Raw genomic sequence first — 20210 nt, 5'->3', positions numbered from 1 at the left:
GTAGGATGTGCTCACGTGTTTGTGGCATAGGACCGTCAGTAGCCGCAACTACTAGGATCGCGCCGTCCATCTGTGCAGCACCTGTGATCATGTTTTTAACGTAGTCAGCGTGTCCTGGACAGTCAACGTGTGCATAGTGACGTGTCGGAGTGTCGTACTCTACGTGTGAAGTTGCGATTGTGATACCACGCTCACGCTCTTCTGGAGCGTTATCGATTTGTGCGAAATCACGTGCTACACCACCGTATACTTTTGCTAGTACGTTAGTGATCGCTGCAGTTAGAGTTGTTTTACCGTGGTCAACGTGGCCGATTGTACCTACGTTTACGTGCGGTTTCGAACGTTCAAACTTTTCTTTTGCCATGACGGAACCTATAAGTTTTTGTGTATCTAGATTACATATCAAACGATCGACGCAAGCGCCGGTCAATTCAATTCTTCAATTATTGAATATTTTTTAGACAAATCAAAGGGAGTAATTCAGGAAAAGTCAGGGACTGGTGCTGATAGGCAGATTTGAACTGCCGACCTCACCCTTACCAAGGGTGCGCTCTACCAACTGAGCTATATCAGCACACCAGAAAAACTGGAGCGGGCAGCGGGAATCGAACCCGCATCATCAGCTTGGAAGGCTGAGGTAATAGCCATTATACGATGCCCGCTTTTAGGAACCTGTTCTTAACTACCTCTAACCGTCAAGAATAAAAGTGGTGGAGGGAGCTGGATTCGAACCAGCGAAGGCAATGCCGTCAGATTTACAGTCTGATCCCTTTGGCCGCTCGGGAACCCCTCCACGCTAAAATTCTTTCTAAAGCCTTTCCAAGTTGAGGAAAATGGTGCCGACTATCCGAGTCGAACGGATGACCTACTGATTACAAGTCAGTTGCTCTACCAACTGAGCTAAGTCGGCACTGCTTTAGTACGGGGCGAGATTCTAAGGCATGGTTTTGAGTGATGCAACTATAAAATCAAAAAAAGTTACGGTTTCGTGCTTAAACGTTCAATATTCGCGCAGAACTGCGGGTTTTTAAACAGTTTGCGCACCAATTCGCCACTTAAGTAAGCCTTCAAAAACAAAATGCGGCCGATACACACTTGCCTTCAAGTGGTTATGTAACGCTAAACCATCACCGCCTGTTATATATAACTGCGCCTGGTCGCCATGACAATAATGTGAAAGAACATACTCCACTGCTCCCAAAGCACTGAGCAAGGCACCATTTTTTACTGCGCTGGGTGTCGAGCGCCCAGGACTGATATTACGACGCAAGCCATCAACACTGAACACCTTCTGTGCGCGACTAACAATACTGTGCTCGGTAAGATCGAGACCTGGCAAGATATAGCCACCTAAATGTTGGTGTTCACTGTTTACCACATCAATCGTCAGTGCTGTGCCCGCATCCACAATCACGGTCTCGCCTTGCGGGTTTTCACTGTAGCCAGCGATCACCGCCAACCAGCGATCAATTCCCAAGGTATTGGGGTTTTCATAAGCGCACTGCAACTGCTGCCAATGGCCACTCACGCGAGCATAGTGCACTTGCTTACCTTGCGCTGCCGCCAATGCCAGCACCTGAGTGAGGGCACTGGATTCAGCAACAGCCGATACCAACACCTCCTCCACATGTGACCAAGGCACTTCTTGCAGCCCCACAGCACTGAGCTCACTTTGCTCTGTGGCCAACATTAGCTTTACTGCCGAATTACCAGCATCTACTAGTAGTTTCATGTCGTCGCTCGCAAACTGATTTCGCCACCAAAATAGCGCTTACTCTGGCCATCAACACGGATCACCACCGCGCCCTGTTCATCAATGCCCTCACATATTCCGCGCCAATGATTGTTGCAAGAGCTCAACTCCACACATTGACCGGCAAACGCATGCACATCATTCCATTGCTGATGCATATGCGTTAACCCCTGACGCTGATACTGATATAAGCGCTTTTGTAAGAAGCAAGTCAACGCCGCCACTAGTTGGTTTTTGTCTAATTCGGTCGTAAATTCGTTAAGGTCACACCAAGGTTGGTCGATATGCTGAGCCGCGTTGTCGGGCATACTGACATTCAAGCCGATGCCAATCACCAAGTGACAGGGCCCCTCGGCGGTGCCGTCAAGCTCCACCAATACCCCGGCTAATTTTCGCCCAGCGACCAACACGTCATTCGGCCACTTTAACTGTACTTCTAAGCCATAAAGCGCCTTTAAACAGTCATAAATGGCTAAACCAACGGCAATAGACAGCCCCATTGCAGCGTGCATGCCATCGTCTAAGCGCCAGTAGTAACTGTAATATAAATTCGCCGCAAAGGGCGATTGCCACACTCTACCGCGACGCCCTTTGCCTTGGCGCTGCATTTCTGCCACTAACACGGTATCAGGCTCAAGGCTATTCGCCTGGATACGGCGCATAAGCTCACTGTTGGTGGAATCAATAATCGGTTGTACTTCGAAGCGCCCCGCCTGCCCTTGTAATTGCTCATACACCTCGGTAATTGCTGGTTGAGATAGTAAGCTTAATGGTCGGCTAATACGGTAACCCTTACCATTGACCTTATAAATGTCGATGCCCATTTCTTGCAGCGAGTGAATATGTTTGGCAACCGCTGCGCGGCTAATGCCCAGTTCGTCCCCCAGCACTTGACCAGACAAAAAGCGTCCTTGATTGAGACGCTCCAATATAGCCAGTTTATTGCCATCAGGTGCTTTCATTGTCAGCCTCCACATGGATTTCACCTTGCGCGCCCAGCAATCGCACTTCATGCTCCAAAGCAATACCAAATTGCGCCAAGATAGTGCGCTGAATATGCTTAATCATTGCCATAAGTTGCTCTGCGGTGCCCGTGCCACGATTCACCAAAACCAAAGCTTGCTTATCGTGTACAACAATATCACCAATGCAGTAACCCTTTAACCCTGCTTGTTCAATTAGCCAACCCGCCGCTACTTTTTGGAACTCGTTGTCCACATCGTAACAGGGCATATGGGGGTCGCGTTGTCGAAGACTAGCCACTTGTTGGCGCGGCAAAATTGGGTTTTTAAAAAAGCTGCCTGAATTAGCTAGTTGATAGGGATCAGGGAGTTTACTTTGGCGTACAGCGACCACCTGCTCAAAAATTTGTTGCGCTGTGGGTTGATGCAGCTCTTGCAGTGGCCCATAACTAGTGTTTGCCTGCCACGCTTTCGGTAACCGCAAACCCACCCGAGTAATAATAAAGCGCTCTTTTAAGGCATGCTTAAATATCGAATCGCGATAGCCAAACTCACACTCCTCAGCACGCAAAGTGTGAAAGCAACCCTTAGTAATATCGTAACCTTGCACGTAATCTACAAACTGTGCTAATTCAACACCATAGGCTCCAATATTCTGCACAGGTGCTGCGCCCACGGTCCCGGGGATCAGTGCTAAGTTTTCTAACCCTGGCATTGCCAAGGCTAAACTTTGCTGCACCAGCTGATGCCAATTTTCACCTGCTTCACAATGCAGCAGCCACGCGTCGCTATACTCTTCTAGTACCAAGCCTTTGTTGGCAATTAACACCACGCTCCCCTGATACGGGGCCGTAAAAATAGTATTGCTGCCCTCACCTAGCACGCAAAACGGCTGCGTAAAATCAATATCATGCAGCTGCTCAGGTTCTTCGACGATCAACAGTTGTTGGCACTGGGCCGCAAGGGCAAAAGTATGAAGGCTTTGTAATGCAGGCAAAAGGCACTCTCTTGTCATTAATTTATTACTTAAGGCAAAGCTAGTGTAACCCAAGGAGCTCGTCTGACATAGCTGTCAGTGCTGGTTGAGATCTGGTATAACGAGTTCTTCTTATTTCGCTCGTTCTGAGGATACTATGAAATTAAAACCACTCGCTTTGGCATTAGCCATGGCAGGCTTAAGCCAGCATGCGTTAGCTGCCCAAGATGAACACACCTATGCCAACTTGGATGAAGTTGTCTCAACTCACCTTTTTTTAGACTTAGATGTTGATTTCGCCGACAAACAACTTGAAGGCTTTGTGGAACATAGCCTAGAGTGGAAAGATAAAAGTGCGCGCACCTTGGTGCTTGATACTCGCGATTTGGAAATTGATCGCGTTATTTACGAAGACAATCAAGGCAAATGGCATAAAGCTGACTTTACCTTAGCCCCGCGCAACGATGTTAAAGGCGCCAAACTGACCATTCGCTTCGCCCAGCAGGCTCCTAAAGTACGAATTTACTACAACAGCTTGCCACAAGCTTCTGGCTTGCAGTGGCTTACGCCAGAGCAAACTGCGAGCAAAACCCAGCCGTTCATGTATAGCCAATCGCAAGCTATCCATGCCCGTAGCTGGATCCCAGTTCAAGATACACCAGCGATGCGCGTAACCTACAGCGCCCGCATTGAAACACCAGAAAACGTGCGTGCGGTAATGAGTGCCGACAACACCGGGGCTTTCATTAAAGACGGCGATTATTTCTTCGATATGCCGCAGGCCATTCCTCCCTACCTGATCGCCATTGGTGCCGGTAACCTGGAATACAAGGAAATGTCGCATCAAACCGCTATTTTTGCTGAGCCGCAAATTCTTGATGCGTCAGTTGCCGAGTTTAATGACACTCAGGCGATGATTGATAAAACCGAAGGTATGTACGGTGAATACGCATGGGGCCGCTACGACTTACTCATGCTGCCACCAAGCTTTCCGTTTGGCGGTATGGAAAACCCGCGCCTATCCTTTATCACCCCAACCGTTGTCGCCGGTGATAAGAGTTTAGTGAACCTTATCGCTCATGAACTGGCCCACTCTTGGTCTGGTAACTTGGTAACGAACGCGACTTGGGAAGATTTATGGCTTAACGAAGGTTTTACCTCGTATGTGGAAAACCGCATCATGGAAGAGGTATTTGGCCGCGAGCGCGCAGTGATGGAGCAAGCCCTGGATAGCGCCGGGTTACGCGCTCAACTAAAAACCATTGACGCTCCCGATACGCGCCTAAACTTAAAGCTAAACGGCCGTGACCCAGACGATGCCTTTAGCTCAGTGCCATACACCAAAGGTCAATTGTTCCTTATCTACTTGGAGCAGCAATTTGGTCGTGACACCTTCGATACCTTTGTGAAGCAATACTTCAGCGATCACGCTTTCCAATCTGTGACTACCGACGAGTTTGTGGCCTACTTAGACAAGCATTTATTAAAGGCCCACCCTGGAGTGGTCAGCTTAGAAAAAGCAAAAGAGTGGATTTACCAGCCAGGGTTACCCGCCGATGCGCCTAACCCCACTTCTGACGTGTTTGATAAAGTAGATGCACACACTCAAGCTTGGCTAGCAGGCGATAAGCAGCTCAGCGACTTGCCAACGGCTGACTGGACTGTGCACGAGTGGTTGCACTTTTTGAACAATCTGCCGCGTGATTTAAACAATGATAAAATGGCAGAGCTAGACGCGCAGTTCAACCTCACGGCATCGACAAATAAAGAAGTGGCGTTTGCATGGTTTATGTTAGCGGTAGGCAATGGTTATGAAGCGATTTACCCTGCATTAGACCAGCACTTGAGCAGCATTGGCCGCCGTAAACTCATTGTGCCCTTATACAAAGCACTTATCGCTAACGGTAAGCGCGACTGGGCGTATGACGTTTATCAGGGCGCACGCCCAGGCTATCACCCCTTAGCACAAGGTACGATCGACGCCTTATTCAAGTAACTGGGCTTTGCCAGTTTAAACGTTGCAAAAAGGGCGAGAAATCTCGCCCTTTTTTGTAATTGTAACAACGATGCTAGTTTTACTATTGTTGGTTTGCTTTTACTTTCTCCAAGAAAGCTTGGCGCTCTTGCGCACTGGCTTGCTGCCACCAAAAGTCCAGCATAGCCGCAGCACTGACGTTGTTATTAACCACAACTTGGGCCGCTTCAAGGCTCTCTTTATCAGGGTTATTGGCGCTGACTACCGTCTTCGCCTGTGGTGCCTCAGCTGGCGCAACAGAAGCCATCGGCGCCGCTAATTTTTGCCCCCGCGCCTGTAAACGCACTGTCGGTGCTTCGGCATAAAGCTCGGCCGCTGCGGCATTACTGGCACGCTCAAAGATCACATCGTAATCCTCGCCCGCTTTTACCTCTAAATTTACCCAAAATGGTTCTGACTCCACCACTTGATGATCATCAAACCCACTTTCATACAAATCGCTGTATTGCAGCTTCAAGCGGTATTGCCCTGGAGCTAGCTCCAATTCATCGACCGTTGAGAAAAATGACTGCTCTATCTCTTTATCATCCACCTGTAACGGAATAATTTCCTCAGGGAAGTACACCATCTCGGCCTGCACCTGAGGGGCCAAAGCCAGTGTTATTAGGCTGGTCATTATCGTTTTCTTCCACATAGTCATTTCCTTGTTAGCAAATGGATTAAGCTTCAGTTTGACACTTCTGCTTTTCTTTGTCATTACTGGCTCATCCATGAAAGATAAGGACCACATCGTGAGTGAAGAAACCATTTTCAGTAAGATTATTAACCGCGAAATTCCAGCAGATATCGTGTACGAGGACGAGCGTGCTTTAGCATTTAAAGATATTAATCCCCAAGCGCCGTTCCATGTGCTTATTATCCCAAAAACCCCGATAGCCACCATTAACGATATTACCGACGAACATGCCGCCACAGTCGGGCATTTGTATGTTGTTGCTGCAAAACTAGCTAAAGAACAAGGCTTTGCAGATGAAGGTTATCGCGTAGTAATGAATTGCAATGACCATGGCGGACAAACTGTTTACCACATTCATTTGCACATGCTGGCCGGCAAAGAAATGGGTTGGCCTCCTTATCAGGATAAGAAAAAAGTATAACTTTCGCTTATCTTTTATAAGGTTAACAAATATGGGCAGAGGTAAAGAAGGTGTTATCATTGAATCCGCTGCCCTGTACCTCGCATTCTGCCTGTATATACCCAGAAGTTGAAGATTATTAATCTTTTTTCACTAATAATTCTGAGCCACCTAATACAAAAGAAGTGAGCTCCATGATACGATAGTGGCAATAATGTAAAAGAGCCGCTAACCACAATGAGTAAGACTGTCTTTCTATTACTTGAACAAGACCCCATCAACCAAATAGGCGTCAATGTCCTTGAGCCACTTCTGCGTACACAGGGACTCGAAGTCCACAAAGGCACCGACGTTGCTCAGGTTAAGCCTGGCACCACTTACTTATTTATCGAAACATCATCAGACGATGCGTGGAGTCGTTTAAAAGAGCACTTAGTCAATTTAAAAGTGGAATGTGACATTGTGCTGTTCAATCTAGATGAGAATCCAGAGCTCGCTAATCGGGCGCTACTAAGTGGTATTCGTGGCGTGTTTTACACCACAGATAACGCCGATGTGATGATGAAAGGCATTCGCTTACTTCAAGAGAACCAGTTGTGGTATCGCCGTGATGTTATGTGTAACGTGCTGAACCGCATGCTGCAATTTAATAAAGATTCGCTGCACAAACTCACTGAAGGTGATATTGAGCCGGTGAAGCTGACCAAGCGCGAGAAAGCCATCGTCGCGTTAATGAGTAAAGGCGCTAAGAACAAAGAAATTGCCGAAGACTTAAATATCAGCCCGCATACGGTTAAAACTCACTTATACAGTGCGTTTCGTAAGACCAAGTGTCGTAACCGTGTGGAGCTATTATCTTGGGCTCAAACTAACATGCCCAATGAATTACGCTAATCGCTAATATCAAAAAAGCCGGCTATTGCCGGCTTTTTTGTCGGTAAAATTTATTTACCCAATGGCGGCTTTAGCGGAGATAGACACGCATGGAGAGCTTTTGTGAGAACCTGTAAGGTGTTGTCTCAGCGCTGGGCACTAATGGGTGATATTAGAATCTACTGAACTCTTCCATAAATGCTTGTTTAGAGCCATGAAAAGGAACTTGCTCAACTCTATGTTGGGTGGCCTCACCATTTCCTTTAAAGTCTATAAAAACGTACTGTATCTTATTCATTTTAATGACTTGTGGTTTGTCACCAACATAAACAACTTGCTCTTTACCTTCGCCCTCCACAAAAGACATTGAATGCATGAACATGACTTGCATAGTCGAACGCTTGTATCTGAAGTCGTAATTAGCACTGACATTAATTAACTTAACCTCAACACCTCTAATTTCAGGCATAGCGTTGTGGATATATTCCTTAGCTTTTAATCGAATAGATTCTTGATCGATTGTTGCTAAATAACCCCACTGAATCGTGTCACTCGCAGTGGCAAATACACTCCAAAACAAAACTATAAAGGCAACTAAACTTTTCACTACAACTCCCTGCGGCTCTAACGCCTTACTTATGATTCAAAGACTCGGCTAATTGCTTACTATGCCAATGAATGATGAAAACAAACCCTGATACCGGAGCGACCATAAGTGAAGCTACGAACATCGCAGCCACAATCAACAATATTCGGTGCTTACTTAATTCCTCTGTAAGAAAGTTAACTTTTAAATAAGAGTCGTAGGCGCGTGGAATATACTGCGAAGCAGCCCACATGCATGCCTCTCAAAGAACGAAGTGAGTGACTTAATTTTTTGTTAGGCGAGAGTTATTCATCAAGCCTCTTGCTTGGAAGTATGTCTTTAAATAGTTGATCTACTTCGTTTAGTAGGCCGCTTATTTCAGCGCCGGACTTAGATTTATGCTCTAAGCTATGTAACTTCTGAAAAAGTTCGATAAACTTTTCGAACAACGTTTCATCTACGAAATATTTCGAAGATACGATAATTTCCTGATTACCTAAATACTTGGAAATATAGAAAGTCTCATATTCGAGCTGGAACCTTCTGTATAAGAAATTGATATTCGTTGCTACATCATTTTTTTTAGTTAGAAATACATGCTTTTTGGCTTCTTTTATAGCTTGGAATGAGAAGTAAGCTGCAATGGCAGCGGCGCAGCCAGATAATGCCGAAAAAAACGTATCCATAATTTGAAATAAGTCATCCATAAGTTGAGATATCACTGTTGTCGCTTAACGCCTGCCTAACCGGCGCAAAATAGCAGGCTAAAATTAGCGACGAAGGAGCGCAAGCCTGCTGTTTTGCGTCCCTTGGTTTAGGCACTTGTTAGTTTTCAATGCCTACCAACAAACGCCATAATCCAATCATGTTCTTCATCACTTGTTGTTTCAGTATCAAAGAACTCTGATATTTCAGCTTTCATTGCATCCAACTCGTTTACTCCCTCTTCTAGGGTTGATAAATAAGTTGTATGAAAGAAACACCCGTACACTCCACTTGTTATTGAGTATGGTGCAATATCACCACCTTTTTCCAAAGTTAGGCGAGCACCTTTGGAATGCTCCTCATCCTTAATTATTTCACCACTTTCAGAACCTATTGTTCCAATGGTTTCTCCATTATCAGTTTGATTCCACATAGCTCAACTTTTGAAAACTAACAACATATTAGTAAGACCTTACAAGGTAGCATACCTTGTAAGGGTAAGATGCACCATTACTAGCGCAAGGGCTACGTATTAATGTGCCGGGCCAGGCTATTCAAGCGCTGCTCGTCGGTATTGCTCGACCGGCAGGCCACCAATACCCCAGCTGTCGAGTTCGACTTCATCAATCACCACCATAGTGGTCGCTGGGGATTTATTTAATACCTCAACCAATAACTCGGTAACCCCTTTTATTAAGGCTGATTTTTGCGCTTGGGTGACTCCCTCTTGCGTTACTTTAATATTCACATAGGGCATATCCTTCTCCTTACTTATCAATAATATGAAATACTTTTGCAATAATGCGCCACTGTCCAGCACTGCGTACCAGTGACAATAAATCAACATAGTCCTGAGCACCGATAGAGCAACGCACCCTAGCCTGTGCGGTGTTGTCGCCAAGCAGCTCTATTGCATCTATGCTGTCTTGACGCTGCTCACCGCAAGAAGCGGGCGATGTACGCTGAGCGATCACCTCACGATAGGTGGGCATATCGCGATACAGCAAAGGTTGCTTATCTGCGCTCACATAAATAGCTTGGGGATGAAAAACGCTATCGAACTTCTGCAAGTCGCAGTGGTACAAGGTATCGAAGTAGCGTTGCAACAACGCAGTAATTTCTGGCAACGGCTTCATGAGGTGACCTGCTCAGACACCAGCCCTTCGGTGTGCATCGCTTTGCGCACACTTGCACGAGCATTAACTCGCTGCCAGAAGGCATTAATGGCAGGCCATGGCGTCAGTGAAAAGCCAATAAACTGTGACCAGTTAATAATGACAAAGGCATAGGCATCAGCCACGCTAAAGGCATCGCCTTGCAAATATAAGCTGCCAGCACTTAACTGAGCTTCAATCGGTGCGAGACGTTTGCCAATTTTCGCCTGTGCCGCCTGCCGCTGTGTGGCTGTTAATTCAGCTCCTGAGAAAAAGGGGCTAAAGCTCTTATGCAGCTCAGAGCTTAGGTAAGCAAGCTGCTCACGAAGCTGATAGCGCTGCCATGTGCCAATGCTGGGAGCAAGCGCTAGTTGTGGTTTTAGATCGGCTAAATACTCAAGAATGGCTGGGTTCTCGGTCAGTATTTTTTGGTTATCAACGGCCAGCGCAGGCACATAGCCTTTGCTATTAATTTCGCTGTAGTTACCCCCTGTCTCGGTTTGACCTTTATCGGTATCAACACACTCAAGTTTAAAGTCGACCTCGAGCTCATTGAGGATAATATGCGAGGCCATAGAGCAGGCGCCAGGTTTGTAATAAAGCTTCATTTCACGGTATTCCTGTTGTTGTCCTTGTGGAGCTTTAGATAATATCTAATGGAAATTAGATTACTAGAAGTAACCATGCATTTGGTGCTAGAATTGGGTTACCGCACAGAAACTTAGTCACTCTTATGTCATTGAAAGTTAGGCTGAATAAAAGCCCTAAACCACCCCAACCCTGTATGCTTACAGAATGTATGGCGGTCATTTCCGGTGCCTGGGCGCCCAATGTGATTTGGTGTTTACGCGCTGGACCGCGCCGCTTTAATGAGCTGCGAATTGATATCCCGCCGATTTCGGCAAAGGTACTTTCAACTCGCCTAACTGAGCTATTAGAGCGCGGCGTTATTGTTCGCCATGTACGTGATACCTCTCCGCCCTCGGTGGAGTATGAGCTGACCGAGCTTGGCCAAGAACTTATTCCAGCATTAGACGAAATCGTGAAGGTCGGTCACAAACTTAAAACCATGGGCTATCTACAAAAGCAGTACGACTAGCACCATAACCACGGATGAGTTATGACTTTTCGCATGGTCATCGAGTGAATTTTGCGTATAGTAGTGGCTATCTAACGTAAACTTTTAACTTGTTGATGCTCGACGCAAAAGCCCTTTTTTACACCAGTGCCGCTGCCGTATTTGTTATGGCGCTGCTGAACTTTATTACTTGGCGGGCCAACCGTAATTTTGTCGGTATTGGCTTGTACGTGTTTTATCCCGTGTGCTTGTTATTGGCGATTTTACTGTTCGCGTTGAAGAGCACCGTTGATGTGGGCTCACAGGCGTTAGTGGTACTGGCTAACATTAGCTTTATGCTCGGCTCCATTATTCATGTGTTAGCCATCAGCCGTTTTTTAGATTACAAAGGTTTTGTTACCACCTTATTTATTTTCGTGAGTGCTTTTTTACTCCTTGGCTTTACCTACTTTATGTTCTTTGACAGTAACTTACGTACTAGAGTGTTATTGTCTGACTTACAACATATTGCTGAAGCACTGTGTCTAACCTACATTGTTATTCGCTACGGACGACATAAATACCCCAGTGCCAGTTTGGTGTATTTAATTGCCTTAGTGATGTGCTTAGGCATATTCAGCGCCCGCACAATTTGGATTGGCGATATCGACCGTTTCAGCCTGATCCGTAATGATTGGTTTAGTATGACGCTGCTAATTAATGGCGTGCTAGCGCCGATGCTCTACGCTGCTGGTTTGGCGTTATTCTGTAACGAGCGTCGCGAGCTTAACCTTAATCAACTCACAGCCAAGGCGCAGAAAGATTTAGAAATTCGCGGCCTGTTTTTATCTACCGTCAGTCATGAGATTCGCACCCCACTCAATGGCATATTAGGCAGTGCGCAATTGATCATGAACCAATCCAATAACCCCAAAAACAAACCCTATTGTGAAGCCATTATCAACTCAGCCGAGTCGCTTAACTTACTCATTGATAAAGTCCTTGAGTATGCGAGCTTGGACCAAAGTGATGAAGCCCTCTTTGAAGAAGACGTAGAGTTACGCACTTGGATTAATAACCTGTGTTTGTTGCTAAGCCCGCTGGCAGAGCAAAAAGGGGTCAAGTTTGAGTTGAACTTTAACTTGCCGCGACAAGCCTGTTATTACTGCGACCACCAAAAGATACGACAGGTACTGATTAACCTAGTAGGTAATGCCATCAAATTTACCGACCGAGGTGAAGTGATTCTACAGGTAGATTTATTGCGTGAAGGCCAAGAAGAACACACCCTACGCTTTAGTGTTATTGATTCAGGCCCCGGCATAGAGCAAGAAGAGATTCAGTATTTAACCGAACCCTATGTACAAAGTAGCGCCGGTAAACTCAAGGGCGGCTCTGGCCTGGGCTTAGCAATCACCAGCCGGCTGCTGGAACACTTAGGCAGCCAGCTTATTATTGATAGTGAAGTTGGCAAAGGCAGTACCTTTAGCTTTGATATGCGCTTAACTGTGGGCGAGCTTAGCCTCGTTGAGAAACGTCCGCAAACGACCCATTACCTCACCGGCCTTGATGTGTTGTTAGTAGAAGATCTCGACCTTAACCAAAAGATTGCCATAGAGTTTATGGCCGAGGACGAGCATCGAGTGAAGCTCGCTACCGATGGCCATAGCGCCATTGAACTGATGCAGCAGTATCATTTTGATGTGGTGTTATTGGACATGAATTTACCCGACTTAAGCGGCCAAGAGGTGATCCGACGCTTGAAGAATATCGACCATCGCAATCATCGCACGCCGTTTTTAGCCTTTACTGCCAGCCTCAGCCCCGATGAAGTGAAAGAATACCTGGCCTTGGGGATCAAAGACATTGTCGGCAAACCTATAAAACAAGAAAAGCTGCGCCAAGCGTTAAGTGACTCGCAGTCCAGTCAAGCACCTAATTTGAGCGTTGAGCTTAAAGATGTGCTCTACGATGAAACCGCAGCAGAGCAAATGGCCAATACCTTTGAAGAGCAAGAGCTGACCTCTATTTATAATGAGTTCGTGCTTTCAGCCCGTAATAAACTGCTGCGTTGCCAGCAGCTTATGGCCAGTGATAAAGAGCAGTGCATCAAAGTGTTACATCGCCAAGCCAGCACAGCTTTGCAACTCGGGTTTAATCGCTACGGCATGGCGTTAAAGAAAATTGAACGGCGATTGCTTGAGGATAAGCCGCTAGATACTCACCTAAGCGATTGCCTTGAGTTATGGCAACAAAGCTTAGAGCTGTACCTTAAATCAATGCGCGCCCAAGTCTAACGGCCATAATCATCATCAAAACGGACGATATCATCTTCTTCAAGATACGCACCGCTTTGCACCTCAATCACCCGCGCGACAGTGTTTGAGGTGTTGCTCAGGCGGTGTTTTTGTCCCGCAGCGATAAAGGTTGATTGTCCGGCGCTGAGCTGGCTTTGCTGACCATCAATCTCCACCAGCACAGTGCCGCTAACAACCACCCAGTGTTCAGCGCGATGTTGATGTAGCTGCAAAGACAGTCGCGTCTTGGCATGAAGCATAATGTGCTTTACTTTAAAACCGGGCCCCTCATTGAGCACCTCGTAGCAGCCCCAAGGTCGAAATACTTGGCGGTGACGCAAACGCCGCTGTGGGTATTGCTCACTGACTTGGCTAAGTAGAGCTGGCATAGTGTGCAGCTGCGATTTGGCTGCCACCAAGGTGGTATCACCGCTTTGCACTACTGCCAAATCATGCACTCCTAAGGTCGCCACCACCTGATGCTCGTCAGTCACCACTAAGTTGTTATGACTATCTTGCAGCACCGCCTCACCAATCACCGCATTGCCCTGATGATCTTGCTCTGTGTGTTGCCATACTTGCGCAAAGCTACCTAGGTCGGCCCATTGCAGTGGCAACGGGCAAGTCAGCACCTGTTCGCTATGTTCCAGCAGAGCATAATCAATAGAGTCACTGGGCACGTGTTGCCAGGCATCGGCATCAATACGAACAAAATAAAGATCGCGGTGAAAGTGCGCCGCTTTACGCAGCGCAGCCAGCATCTGTGGTTGGTGTTGCTCTAGCTCTCGCACAAAACAGCCACTGGTAAACATAAACATGCCGGAATTCCAGTAGTAGTTCCCGTGTTCGATATACTGCTGCGCTAGCGCGTATGAGGGCTTTTCCTTAAAGTGCTGTACATGAAATAGATTGGTCGCCTGTTCTGCGGCTTTACCTTTTAAAATGTAGCCATATTCTGTGGCGGCGCGCGTGGGTTCAATGGCGAACGTAAGTAGCGCCTGCTCACTGTGCTGCGCTAACGCCGGTAAACGCTCAATTAAACACGCGGGATTGGCAATCGCATGATCCGCCGGGGTCACAAATAAGCTCGCATCGGGATAATGTTGCTGTGCCCACAGCGCGGCAATAGCCACCGCTGCGGCAGTATTTTTGCTCTGTGGCTCGAGAATAATGGCGCAGGGATCAATGCCTACCTCCAGTAGTTGCTGCGCGACCATAAATCGATGTTCGGCGTTACACACCACCAGCGGTGGCAGTAAGCAGTGATGCTGTACTCGCAGTGCTGCTTGCTGTAACAGTGACTGCTCACCATCGAGGCATAAGAATTGTTTTGGACGGTCTTGGCGCGATAACGGCCATAAACGCGTACCGCTGCCGCCCGCTAAAAGCACAGGTAAAATCAACATACCAGCTCAGAACTAATAATCGAATAACGATTATACCAGTTCTTCATGGCGTTGATTAAGCCTTGGGTTGATCTGCAGAAGGCTCTCCATACTGAGCTAGTTGCTCTTGCAGTGCCGCCTCAAATGCAGGCCGAGCACAGGCCCGCTGAAGGTACGCATTACAGGCTTTAAACTCAGCCAAGGCATCAAAGCGCGCCACTAACCGCAGTACATCGGCCATTAAAATATCGGCGATAGAAAAGTCTGCGGCCAACCACTGCCGCTGCGTCAACACTTGCTCCATGTGCGTCAGTCGAGCGCGTAAAAAGGCATCTAACTGTTGTCGGGCTGGGGTGTCATTGCTATCACCACAGAACTGGTAAATAGACCAGGGTAAACTAGCGGCTTCAACCGAGTTTAACGCCGCAAAAATCCATTCAATCACCTTACTCCGCTCGCTGGCAACACTGGGCATCAGTACCGTGCTTTTCTCGCCGAGATGTAACAAGATAGCGCCGCTTTCAAACACCGACAGCTCGCCATCTTCGAGCCAGGGAATTTGCCCAAACGGTTGCCGGGCAAAATGCTCAGCGCTTCTATTTTTAAATGCCACAGTGGCAACGCGGTAATCGAGACCGGCTTCTTTTAACGCCCAACGTACGCGCAAATCACGCACATAGCCACGCGGTAGTTCTGGCACCCAGTCGTAGGTGAAAAGAGTAATCTGAGTCACCGCACACCTCCTTGTTATTGCTAATCCTCTTAGCCTAGCAGCTTAAAAGTGATTATGCCGTGGCCAGGGGTTTACAAGTTGAGCTCAAAGTCATCCGCATCCTGCCATGCGGGAAAGGATTCCTTATAGTCCTCTAACTGCGCTAAATCCAAGGTGACCGTAATCGTCTGGGCCTTATTATCCTCGCCATGAGCGAGCAGCTTGCCATCGAAGCGATAAGCTGCGGTGCCGCCATTGTGCTCAACACCTTGACCATCTTCACCAACCCGGTTGACCGCTAACACGTAACACTGATTTTCTATGGCCCGGGCTTTTAATAACGTATCCCAGGCATCGCGCCGGGCTGCTGGCCAATTGGCAATATTAACCATCACATCATAATCATTGCGGTTACGTTGGAATACGCCAAAACGCAGGTCATAACATACTTGAGGAAGGACTCTGACCCCTTTTACGGTGAACACCTTGCGCGCTGTGCCGGCGTCCATGTGCTCACCCTCTTTGCCTAAGCAAAATAGATGGCGTTTGTCGTAATAATTCAGCTCGCCACTGGGCTGCACCCAATATAGGCGGTTAAACTTGCCTGTCTCGTCGGCACTAATAACACTGGCGCACAAAACCGCTTGGCGGCGCTGGGCCTGGTCTTTAAGCCAAGCAATAATGCGCTCGCTATGACGCTCAACATTTGGTTCGGCGACAGCGAACCCAGTGGCAAAGGTCTCACTCAGCAAGATTAAATCAACCTCTGGTAGCGATTGTAGCTGCGCCGCTAAATGTGCGAGGTTTGCCTCTACGTCCAACCAGTGAATGTCATGCTGTAGCAAAGCGACGGTTAGTTTCGACATCGTTACTCCTGTTGCTCATAGATATTTACTGGCACCGATAAACGCGCCCCACCTATATCGATATGCTGCCATTGCGGCGTTGTTAAAGTAAACTCCCCTGCTGCCAAAGCCTGCTTAATTTGCTCTTCATCGTCAGTGGCGTTGGCCACCTGCAAGTGATAACTCTGCCACTGCTGTTGCTGGTTTTCGGTGAACATCACCCCTTGCAGGTAATTGTGTTGCTGGTGCAGCAATAGCCACTCTAGCTGCTGATCTTGGTTCACATCGGCAGCGATGAGGTACAAAGAAGCCCCCTGGCCATAATATTTGTAGAGGTTACTGCTATGGATAAACTGTAACAAGCTGGAAGGAGGTTGGTTCGCCGCATCGGCAATGCGCACCCCTTGCAGCCATTGTGACTGCCATTTTTCAAAGTCGCTGGGTTCATCACGATTAGCATATAAGCGAACTATGCGCGCTTTGAGAGAGTCATTATCAGTATGCTGTTGTATTTGCTGCAGCGCCTCAAAGCCAGCCTTGCCAAGTTCCCTGTAAAAGTAATACACATCAAACTCATCGGCACTGACTTGCCCCGATTGCAACCGGTGTACTTGGCTTTGGGCACTGAGCTGTTGCAAATTAGCAAGCGGTGAATTGACCGCCAACAACGCCATAAATAATGCGGCGCAGCCGATAACGTTGATTTTGTGCACCCAAATGAGCCATTGCTGGCGCTTGACGATGATAGCCCCGCAGTAACTGAAGGCAAAATATGCCAAGGTGGCGCTGATCAGCACTCCCCACCCCCGGCTCACTGTCAGGCCATACTGTTCAATGCGCAGCCACAGGCCGTAATGTGCCAACATTGCGTATAGCGGTAAAGTCAGCAGCGCCAATAGCATCACCCCACGCCACCAGTGATAGTAAGGCAGAGCATCGGTTCGGCTGTACACGGTATTAAAGAAGAACAACAAACTCGCTTGCATCCACAGCAGCATTAAGGTGCTGTTCTCCAGCCGCCAGAGCGACTCTAATCCGGTAAATGGCAAGCTGGCGATAAAGGTAATGGCCAGCACAGCAAGCACGGGCAGTAAAAATTTGGCTAAAATTTTCAGTAGCTTTTCAATATTTTCGACGGCCGAAAGCATGCTTCTAAGAGCAATAGCAGCCCCAGCAAACGCACAGGTAAGCACTGGAATACTAACCCAAGGTTCATCGAGCAGATCAGCTAAAATTTCAATGCCGATGGTGCTGAATAGCTCGCCACCAAGAAGCAAAATAAGCCATAAAGCTAAAGCAAAGAAGCAACATAAACTGAACTGAATAAAATGCTGCCAAGATAGCTCGTACAACTGCCGATAGGTGATCGGCTCGCCTCTGCTATACAGAGTGGCTACATTAAGTAGCTTTAACGTGGTGATTAAGGCACATAATACAAAGGTGACAATCAACGCGTCGTTATTAAAGAGCTCTTGTTGTGGCTGCTGCGCACCGATATACATCCCCAACACACTCAACAACAGCGAGTAGGGCACGGCTAAAGTTAAAAAGCGCCGCCAACCTGCGCGTTCTAATCGCAGGTAGCATAATCCAGGAAAGACGATAGTCAGGGTAACTAACCCCACCAACCAGGTGGGCGATTGCGCTGGCCAGTTGCCATTATCAACGGCTAAGTACAGCCACACCAGCAAGGCACTTTGCAGCAAAGCCTGAGGCACTAGCCACCGTAAAATAAAGTGCTGTTTCTGGGTCATGAGTATGTTCCTATCCTTAGTCGTTCATACTCACCATACGCTATTTTTAGCGCGGTACGCAAAATCCTTATCGGGACACGAATAACATTATTGTTGGACGTTGTATGGCCACGTGTGGAAGGTTTTAATATAAAGCTGCTCTACTTCCTCTCTCGCCCAAGGCGTACGACGTAAGAACTTCAGCGATGATTTCACCGAGGGGTCATTCTTAAAGCTGTTAATATTGATGTGCTGCGCTAGCACCTGCCAGCCATAGTGCTCGACTAGACGAGTCACTATTTGTTCCAGCTTAACGCCATGCAGGGGGTTATTGGGTTGATTATCCATTGTACTTAGCCTTTTAAACAGGGCGCAATTGGCCTCATAGCGCTAAGAATACCATGCAATGCCTAGGCAGAGAAAACCGCTGCAGGGCATTGTCTAGCACCCTGCTAACAATTGATTGTAACAACAGCCCCTAGCTCGTTAGCGCGGTCATTTGTAATGCGCGTACATCTCATCCAAGGTTTGCGACAAACCGTCTTCTTGCACCACGCGCACATGCTGACGATTCAGGCCACGTATGTTATTCACCCCACAGGAGTGAGCAATCAGACCAATGCCATAGTGAATATATTTATTGTAGTTCGCAACGCGCTGAGTTTTATCAACCACATCAAGCCCTTTCATCAGTTTCGGGTTATGGGTGGTGATCCCTGTGGGACAAGTGTCTTTGTTACATTGCAGCGCCTGAATACACCCCAAGGAAAACATGTGGCCACGAGCCGAGACCACAAAGTCAGCGCCCAAGGCAATCGCCCAGGCCACTTTGGAAGGCACAATCAACTTGCCAGAAACAATGACACGAATACGACCACGTAATCCATTACGCTCAAGCAAGTCGACCACCCAAGGCAGGCTCTCTTTCAATGGCAAACCAACCGAGTCCAGCAGCGGTTGAGGGGCGGCCCCAGTGCCGCCATCGGCGCTATCAATAGTGATAAAATCTGGCGCACTGTGCTCGCCACGTTGTTTAATCAGGGCCACCAGTTGCTCAAGCCACTGAGTTTCCCCTAATACCGCTTTAAATCCCGTAGGCTTCCCGGTCACCTCACGCACGTGGTTTATCATATCCAGCAAATCACTAACGCTTTTAATTTCCGGATGTCCATTCGGGCTAATGGAGTCTTTGCCCTCAGGAATGCCACGAATTTTGGCGATTTCAGCGTTGACCTTAACCCCAGGTAACATCCCGCCTTTACCGGGCTTTGCACCTTGACTCATTTTGATCTCGAACATTTTCACTTGCTCATGGGCCGCCACTTCCTTAAGTTTATGATCACTGAGCTGGCCATGCTCATCACGCACCCCATATTTGGCGGTGCCAATTTGAAAGACAATATCGGCGCCACCCTCAAGGTGATAGGGGCTCAATCCCCCCTCACCGGTATTCATCCAACACCCCGCTTGGCGGGCTCCGCGCGATAGCGCCAACACGGCGCGTTTAGATAAAGCGCCATAACTCATGCCAGAGATATTAAACACCGCCTTCGCGGTGTAGGGGTGGCGAGATTGCTCACCAAGCACAATGGGCTCAGGGTCAATGGCGTCTTCTTCTAAGGTGGGAAAGGCACAATTCATAAACATAATGGTGCCGGCGGGATCTAAGCTTTGTGTGGAGCCAAATGCAGAGGTGCGATCAACATTTTTCGCCGCTTTGTATACCCAGCTGCGCTCGGCACGGTTGAACGGCATTTCCTCGCGGTCCATGGCAAAGAAATATTGCCGAAAAAACTCGCCTTGGCGCTCGAAAAAATAACGAAACCGACCAATTACTGGATAGTTTCGACGAATTGCATGCTTGTTCTGATTAACATCAACAATATAAAAATAAATCACCACCAGTACGATGATGCCCAACGCCAGTAAAAACAGACTGGTCAAAAAGTCGATGGCGTAAATGAAAAAGTCGCTCATCAGCTAACCCCTTGTTGTCCCTAATGCTATGCAGATTTACATATAGTGAGGCAATTGACCAGACTGTTAATAGGGTTATTTGCT

At 47.6% G+C, this 20210-nt stretch carries 22 protein-coding genes and 4 tRNA genes; 5 read left to right on the top strand and 21 right to left on the bottom strand.

Translation table 11 applies throughout. The features are described 5' to 3' along the window. The 8 genes from MHM94_RS16610 to murB all read right to left on the bottom strand — a co-directional run. Positions 1-364: GTP-binding protein (locus MHM94_RS16610; protein ID WP_235419960.1), on the bottom strand; the 364-nt coding region annotated here is incomplete at its 3' end. A 134-nt stretch (positions 365-498) separates the two neighbouring features. After that, positions 499-574: transfer RNA gene (locus MHM94_RS16605), tRNA-Thr, on the bottom strand. 13 nt (positions 575-587) lie between these two features. Continuing rightward, positions 588-662: transfer RNA gene (locus MHM94_RS16600), tRNA-Gly, on the bottom strand. 46 nt (positions 663-708) lie between these two features. Next, positions 709-793, bottom strand: a tRNA-Tyr gene (locus MHM94_RS16595). Between the two features lie 41 nt (positions 794-834). Further along, positions 835-910: transfer RNA gene (locus MHM94_RS16590), tRNA-Thr, on the bottom strand. 117 nt (positions 911-1027) lie between these two features. Continuing rightward, positions 1028-1732 carry a type III pantothenate kinase gene (locus tag MHM94_RS16585; protein WP_235419961.1) on the bottom strand — a complete coding sequence of 235 codons (705 nt, stop codon included), beginning with the start codon at positions 1730-1732 and terminating at the stop codon, positions 1028-1030. Then, positions 1729-2715, bottom strand: a complete 987-nt coding sequence (birA, locus tag MHM94_RS16580; protein ID WP_235419962.1) for a bifunctional biotin--[acetyl-CoA-carboxylase] ligase/biotin operon repressor BirA — start codon at positions 2713-2715, stop codon at positions 1729-1731. Before birA ends, MHM94_RS16585 begins: the two co-directional genes overlap by 4 nt. Beyond that, the gene (gene murB, locus MHM94_RS16575) at positions 2702-3730 is read right to left on the bottom strand and encodes a UDP-N-acetylmuramate dehydrogenase (RefSeq protein WP_235419963.1); all 1029 of its coding nucleotides are present in this window, start codon (positions 3728-3730) and stop codon (positions 2702-2704) included. Before murB ends, birA begins: the two co-directional genes overlap by 14 nt. Positions 3731-3848: 118 nt before the next feature. Here murB and MHM94_RS16570 point away from each other — a divergent pair, with 118 nt between their 5' ends. Next, positions 3849-5687 (top strand): M1 family metallopeptidase, encoded by a 1839-nt coding sequence (locus MHM94_RS16570; RefSeq protein ID WP_138510047.1) that lies wholly within the window; start codon positions 3849-3851, stop codon positions 5685-5687. A gap of 82 nt (positions 5688-5769) precedes the next feature. Here MHM94_RS16570 and MHM94_RS16565 read toward each other — a convergent pair whose 3' ends face one another. Next, entirely contained in the window at positions 5770-6360 is a 591-nt protein-coding gene (locus MHM94_RS16565; RefSeq protein ID WP_045979364.1) for a DUF2057 family protein, read from the bottom strand. A gap of 97 nt (positions 6361-6457) precedes the next feature. On the opposite strand from MHM94_RS16565, the gene MHM94_RS16560 reads away from it, so the two are divergent. Together MHM94_RS16560 and MHM94_RS16555 are read left to right on the top strand one after the other, a co-directional pair. Continuing rightward, a complete protein-coding gene (locus MHM94_RS16560; RefSeq protein ID WP_235419964.1) occupies positions 6458-6823 on the top strand; it encodes a histidine triad nucleotide-binding protein in 366 nt (121 codons plus the stop codon). Between the two features lie 216 nt (positions 6824-7039). Beyond that, positions 7040-7696 (top strand): response regulator transcription factor, encoded by a 657-nt coding sequence (locus tag MHM94_RS16555; RefSeq protein WP_022946419.1) that lies wholly within the window; start codon positions 7040-7042, stop codon positions 7694-7696. A 151-nt stretch (positions 7697-7847) separates the two neighbouring features. Here the strand turns inward: MHM94_RS16555 and MHM94_RS16550 are convergent, their stop codons facing one another. The 6 genes from MHM94_RS16550 to MHM94_RS16525 all read right to left on the bottom strand — a co-directional run bounded on the left by MHM94_RS16550 (position 7848) and on the right by MHM94_RS16525 (position 10728). Continuing rightward, positions 7848-8282, bottom strand: coding sequence for a hypothetical protein (locus MHM94_RS16550; RefSeq protein WP_235419965.1), 435 nt, complete (start codon positions 8280-8282; stop codon positions 7848-7850). 284 nt (positions 8283-8566) lie between these two features. Beyond that, entirely contained in the window at positions 8567-8968 is a 402-nt protein-coding gene (locus MHM94_RS16545) for a hypothetical protein (protein WP_053911099.1), read from the bottom strand. Positions 8969-9093: 125 nt separating this feature from the next. Continuing rightward, positions 9094-9399: a hypothetical protein gene (locus MHM94_RS16540; protein WP_235419966.1), complete on the bottom strand. Its 306-nt coding sequence runs from the start codon at positions 9397-9399 to the stop codon at positions 9094-9096. Between the two features lie 117 nt (positions 9400-9516). Next, positions 9517-9723 carry a 4-oxalocrotonate tautomerase family protein gene (locus MHM94_RS16535; RefSeq protein ID WP_022943677.1) on the bottom strand — a complete coding sequence of 69 codons (207 nt, stop codon included), beginning with the start codon at positions 9721-9723 and terminating at the stop codon, positions 9517-9519. Positions 9724-9733: 10 nt separating this feature from the next. Further along, the gene (locus tag MHM94_RS16530) at positions 9734-10102 is read right to left on the bottom strand and encodes a nuclear transport factor 2 family protein (protein WP_022943678.1); all 369 of its coding nucleotides are present in this window, start codon (positions 10100-10102) and stop codon (positions 9734-9736) included. Continuing rightward, positions 10099-10728 (bottom strand): glutathione binding-like protein, encoded by a 630-nt coding sequence (locus MHM94_RS16525; RefSeq protein ID WP_138587955.1) that lies wholly within the window; start codon positions 10726-10728, stop codon positions 10099-10101. The genes MHM94_RS16530 and MHM94_RS16525 overlap by 4 nt, the downstream gene beginning before the upstream one ends. 191 nt (positions 10729-10919) lie before the next feature. On the opposite strand from MHM94_RS16525, the gene MHM94_RS16520 reads away from it, so the two are divergent. Then, the gene (locus tag MHM94_RS16520; RefSeq protein ID WP_197275966.1) at positions 10920-11219 is read left to right on the top strand and encodes a helix-turn-helix domain-containing protein; all 300 of its coding nucleotides are present in this window, start codon (positions 10920-10922) and stop codon (positions 11217-11219) included. A 95-nt stretch (positions 11220-11314) separates the two neighbouring features. Continuing rightward, entirely contained in the window at positions 11315-13474 is a 2160-nt protein-coding gene (locus MHM94_RS16515) for an ATP-binding protein (RefSeq protein ID WP_022943681.1), read from the top strand. On the opposite strand, the gene MHM94_RS16510 is transcribed toward MHM94_RS16515, so the two are convergent. From MHM94_RS16510 to MHM94_RS16485, 6 genes are all read right to left on the bottom strand, one after another. Then, positions 13471-14880 (bottom strand): mannose-1-phosphate guanylyltransferase/mannose-6-phosphate isomerase, encoded by a 1410-nt coding sequence (locus MHM94_RS16510; protein ID WP_235419967.1) that lies wholly within the window; start codon positions 14878-14880, stop codon positions 13471-13473. The genes MHM94_RS16515 and MHM94_RS16510 overlap by 4 nt on opposite strands. A gap of 55 nt (positions 14881-14935) precedes the next feature. After that, complete coding sequence (locus MHM94_RS16505; RefSeq protein WP_235419968.1) at positions 14936-15592, bottom strand: glutathione S-transferase family protein; 657 nt, start codon at positions 15590-15592, stop codon at positions 14936-14938. A gap of 71 nt (positions 15593-15663) precedes the next feature. Beyond that, positions 15664-16437, bottom strand: a complete 774-nt coding sequence (locus MHM94_RS16500) for an amidohydrolase (protein ID WP_235419969.1) — start codon at positions 16435-16437, stop codon at positions 15664-15666. Between the two features lie 2 nt (positions 16438-16439). Further along, positions 16440-18170 carry a DUF4153 domain-containing protein gene (locus MHM94_RS16495; RefSeq protein WP_235419970.1) on the bottom strand — a complete coding sequence of 577 codons (1731 nt, stop codon included), beginning with the start codon at positions 18168-18170 and terminating at the stop codon, positions 16440-16442. Positions 18171-18257: 87 nt separating this feature from the next. Beyond that, entirely contained in the window at positions 18258-18497 is a 240-nt protein-coding gene (locus tag MHM94_RS16490) for a VF530 family protein (RefSeq protein ID WP_022945019.1), read from the bottom strand. Between the two features lie 147 nt (positions 18498-18644). Beyond that, complete coding sequence (locus tag MHM94_RS16485; protein ID WP_045979377.1) at positions 18645-20126, bottom strand: FMN-binding glutamate synthase family protein; 1482 nt, start codon at positions 20124-20126, stop codon at positions 18645-18647. Between the last annotated feature and the right edge of the window lie 84 nt (positions 20127-20210).

The organism is Pseudoalteromonas sp. CNAT2-18.1, assembly GCF_022347865.1.
GTDB classification, from domain to species: Bacteria; Pseudomonadota; Gammaproteobacteria; order Enterobacterales; family Alteromonadaceae; genus Pseudoalteromonas; species Pseudoalteromonas ruthenica.
The sequence above is the reverse complement of the archived record's forward strand: the minus strand, read 5'-3'. Positions and strand labels throughout refer to the sequence as shown.

Coding starts and splice junctions, on each gene's coding strand:
- MHM94_RS16585 (WP_235419961.1), bottom strand. CDS start 1,732: ATGAAACTACTAGTAGATGCTGGTAATTCGGCAGTAAAGCTAATGTTG.
- birA (WP_235419962.1), bottom strand. CDS start 2,715: ATGAAAGCACCTGATGGCAATAAACTGGCTATATTGGAGCGTCTCAAT.
- murB (WP_235419963.1), bottom strand. CDS start 3,730: ATGACAAGAGAGTGCCTTTTGCCTGCATTACAAAGCCTTCATACTTTT.
- MHM94_RS16570 (WP_138510047.1), top strand. CDS start 3,849: ATGAAATTAAAACCACTCGCTTTGGCATTAGCCATGGCAGGCTTAAGC.
- MHM94_RS16565 (WP_045979364.1), bottom strand. CDS start 6,360: ATGTGGAAGAAAACGATAATGACCAGCCTAATAACACTGGCTTTGGCC.
- MHM94_RS16555 (WP_022946419.1), top strand. CDS start 7,040: ATGAGTAAGACTGTCTTTCTATTACTTGAACAAGACCCCATCAACCAA.
- MHM94_RS16545 (WP_053911099.1), bottom strand. CDS start 8,968: ATGGATGACTTATTTCAAATTATGGATACGTTTTTTTCGGCATTATCT.
- MHM94_RS16540 (WP_235419966.1), bottom strand. CDS start 9,399: ATGTGGAATCAAACTGATAATGGAGAAACCATTGGAACAATAGGTTCT.
- MHM94_RS16535 (WP_022943677.1), bottom strand. CDS start 9,723: ATGCCCTATGTGAATATTAAAGTAACGCAAGAGGGAGTCACCCAAGCG.
- MHM94_RS16530 (WP_022943678.1), bottom strand. CDS start 10,102: ATGAAGCCGTTGCCAGAAATTACTGCGTTGTTGCAACGCTACTTCGAT.
- MHM94_RS16525 (WP_138587955.1), bottom strand. CDS start 10,728: ATGAAGCTTTATTACAAACCTGGCGCCTGCTCTATGGCCTCGCATATT.
- MHM94_RS16520 (WP_197275966.1), top strand. CDS start 10,920: ATGGCGGTCATTTCCGGTGCCTGGGCGCCCAATGTGATTTGGTGTTTA.
- MHM94_RS16515 (WP_022943681.1), top strand. CDS start 11,315: ATGCTCGACGCAAAAGCCCTTTTTTACACCAGTGCCGCTGCCGTATTT.
- MHM94_RS16510 (WP_235419967.1), bottom strand. CDS start 14,880: ATGTTGATTTTACCTGTGCTTTTAGCGGGCGGCAGCGGTACGCGTTTA.
- MHM94_RS16500 (WP_235419969.1), bottom strand. CDS start 16,437: ATGTCGAAACTAACCGTCGCTTTGCTACAGCATGACATTCACTGGTTG.
- MHM94_RS16495 (WP_235419970.1), bottom strand. CDS start 18,170: ATGACCCAGAAACAGCACTTTATTTTACGGTGGCTAGTGCCTCAGGCT.
- MHM94_RS16490 (WP_022945019.1), bottom strand. CDS start 18,497: ATGGATAATCAACCCAATAACCCCCTGCATGGCGTTAAGCTGGAACAA.
- MHM94_RS16485 (WP_045979377.1), bottom strand. CDS start 20,126: ATGAGCGACTTTTTCATTTACGCCATCGACTTTTTGACCAGTCTGTTT.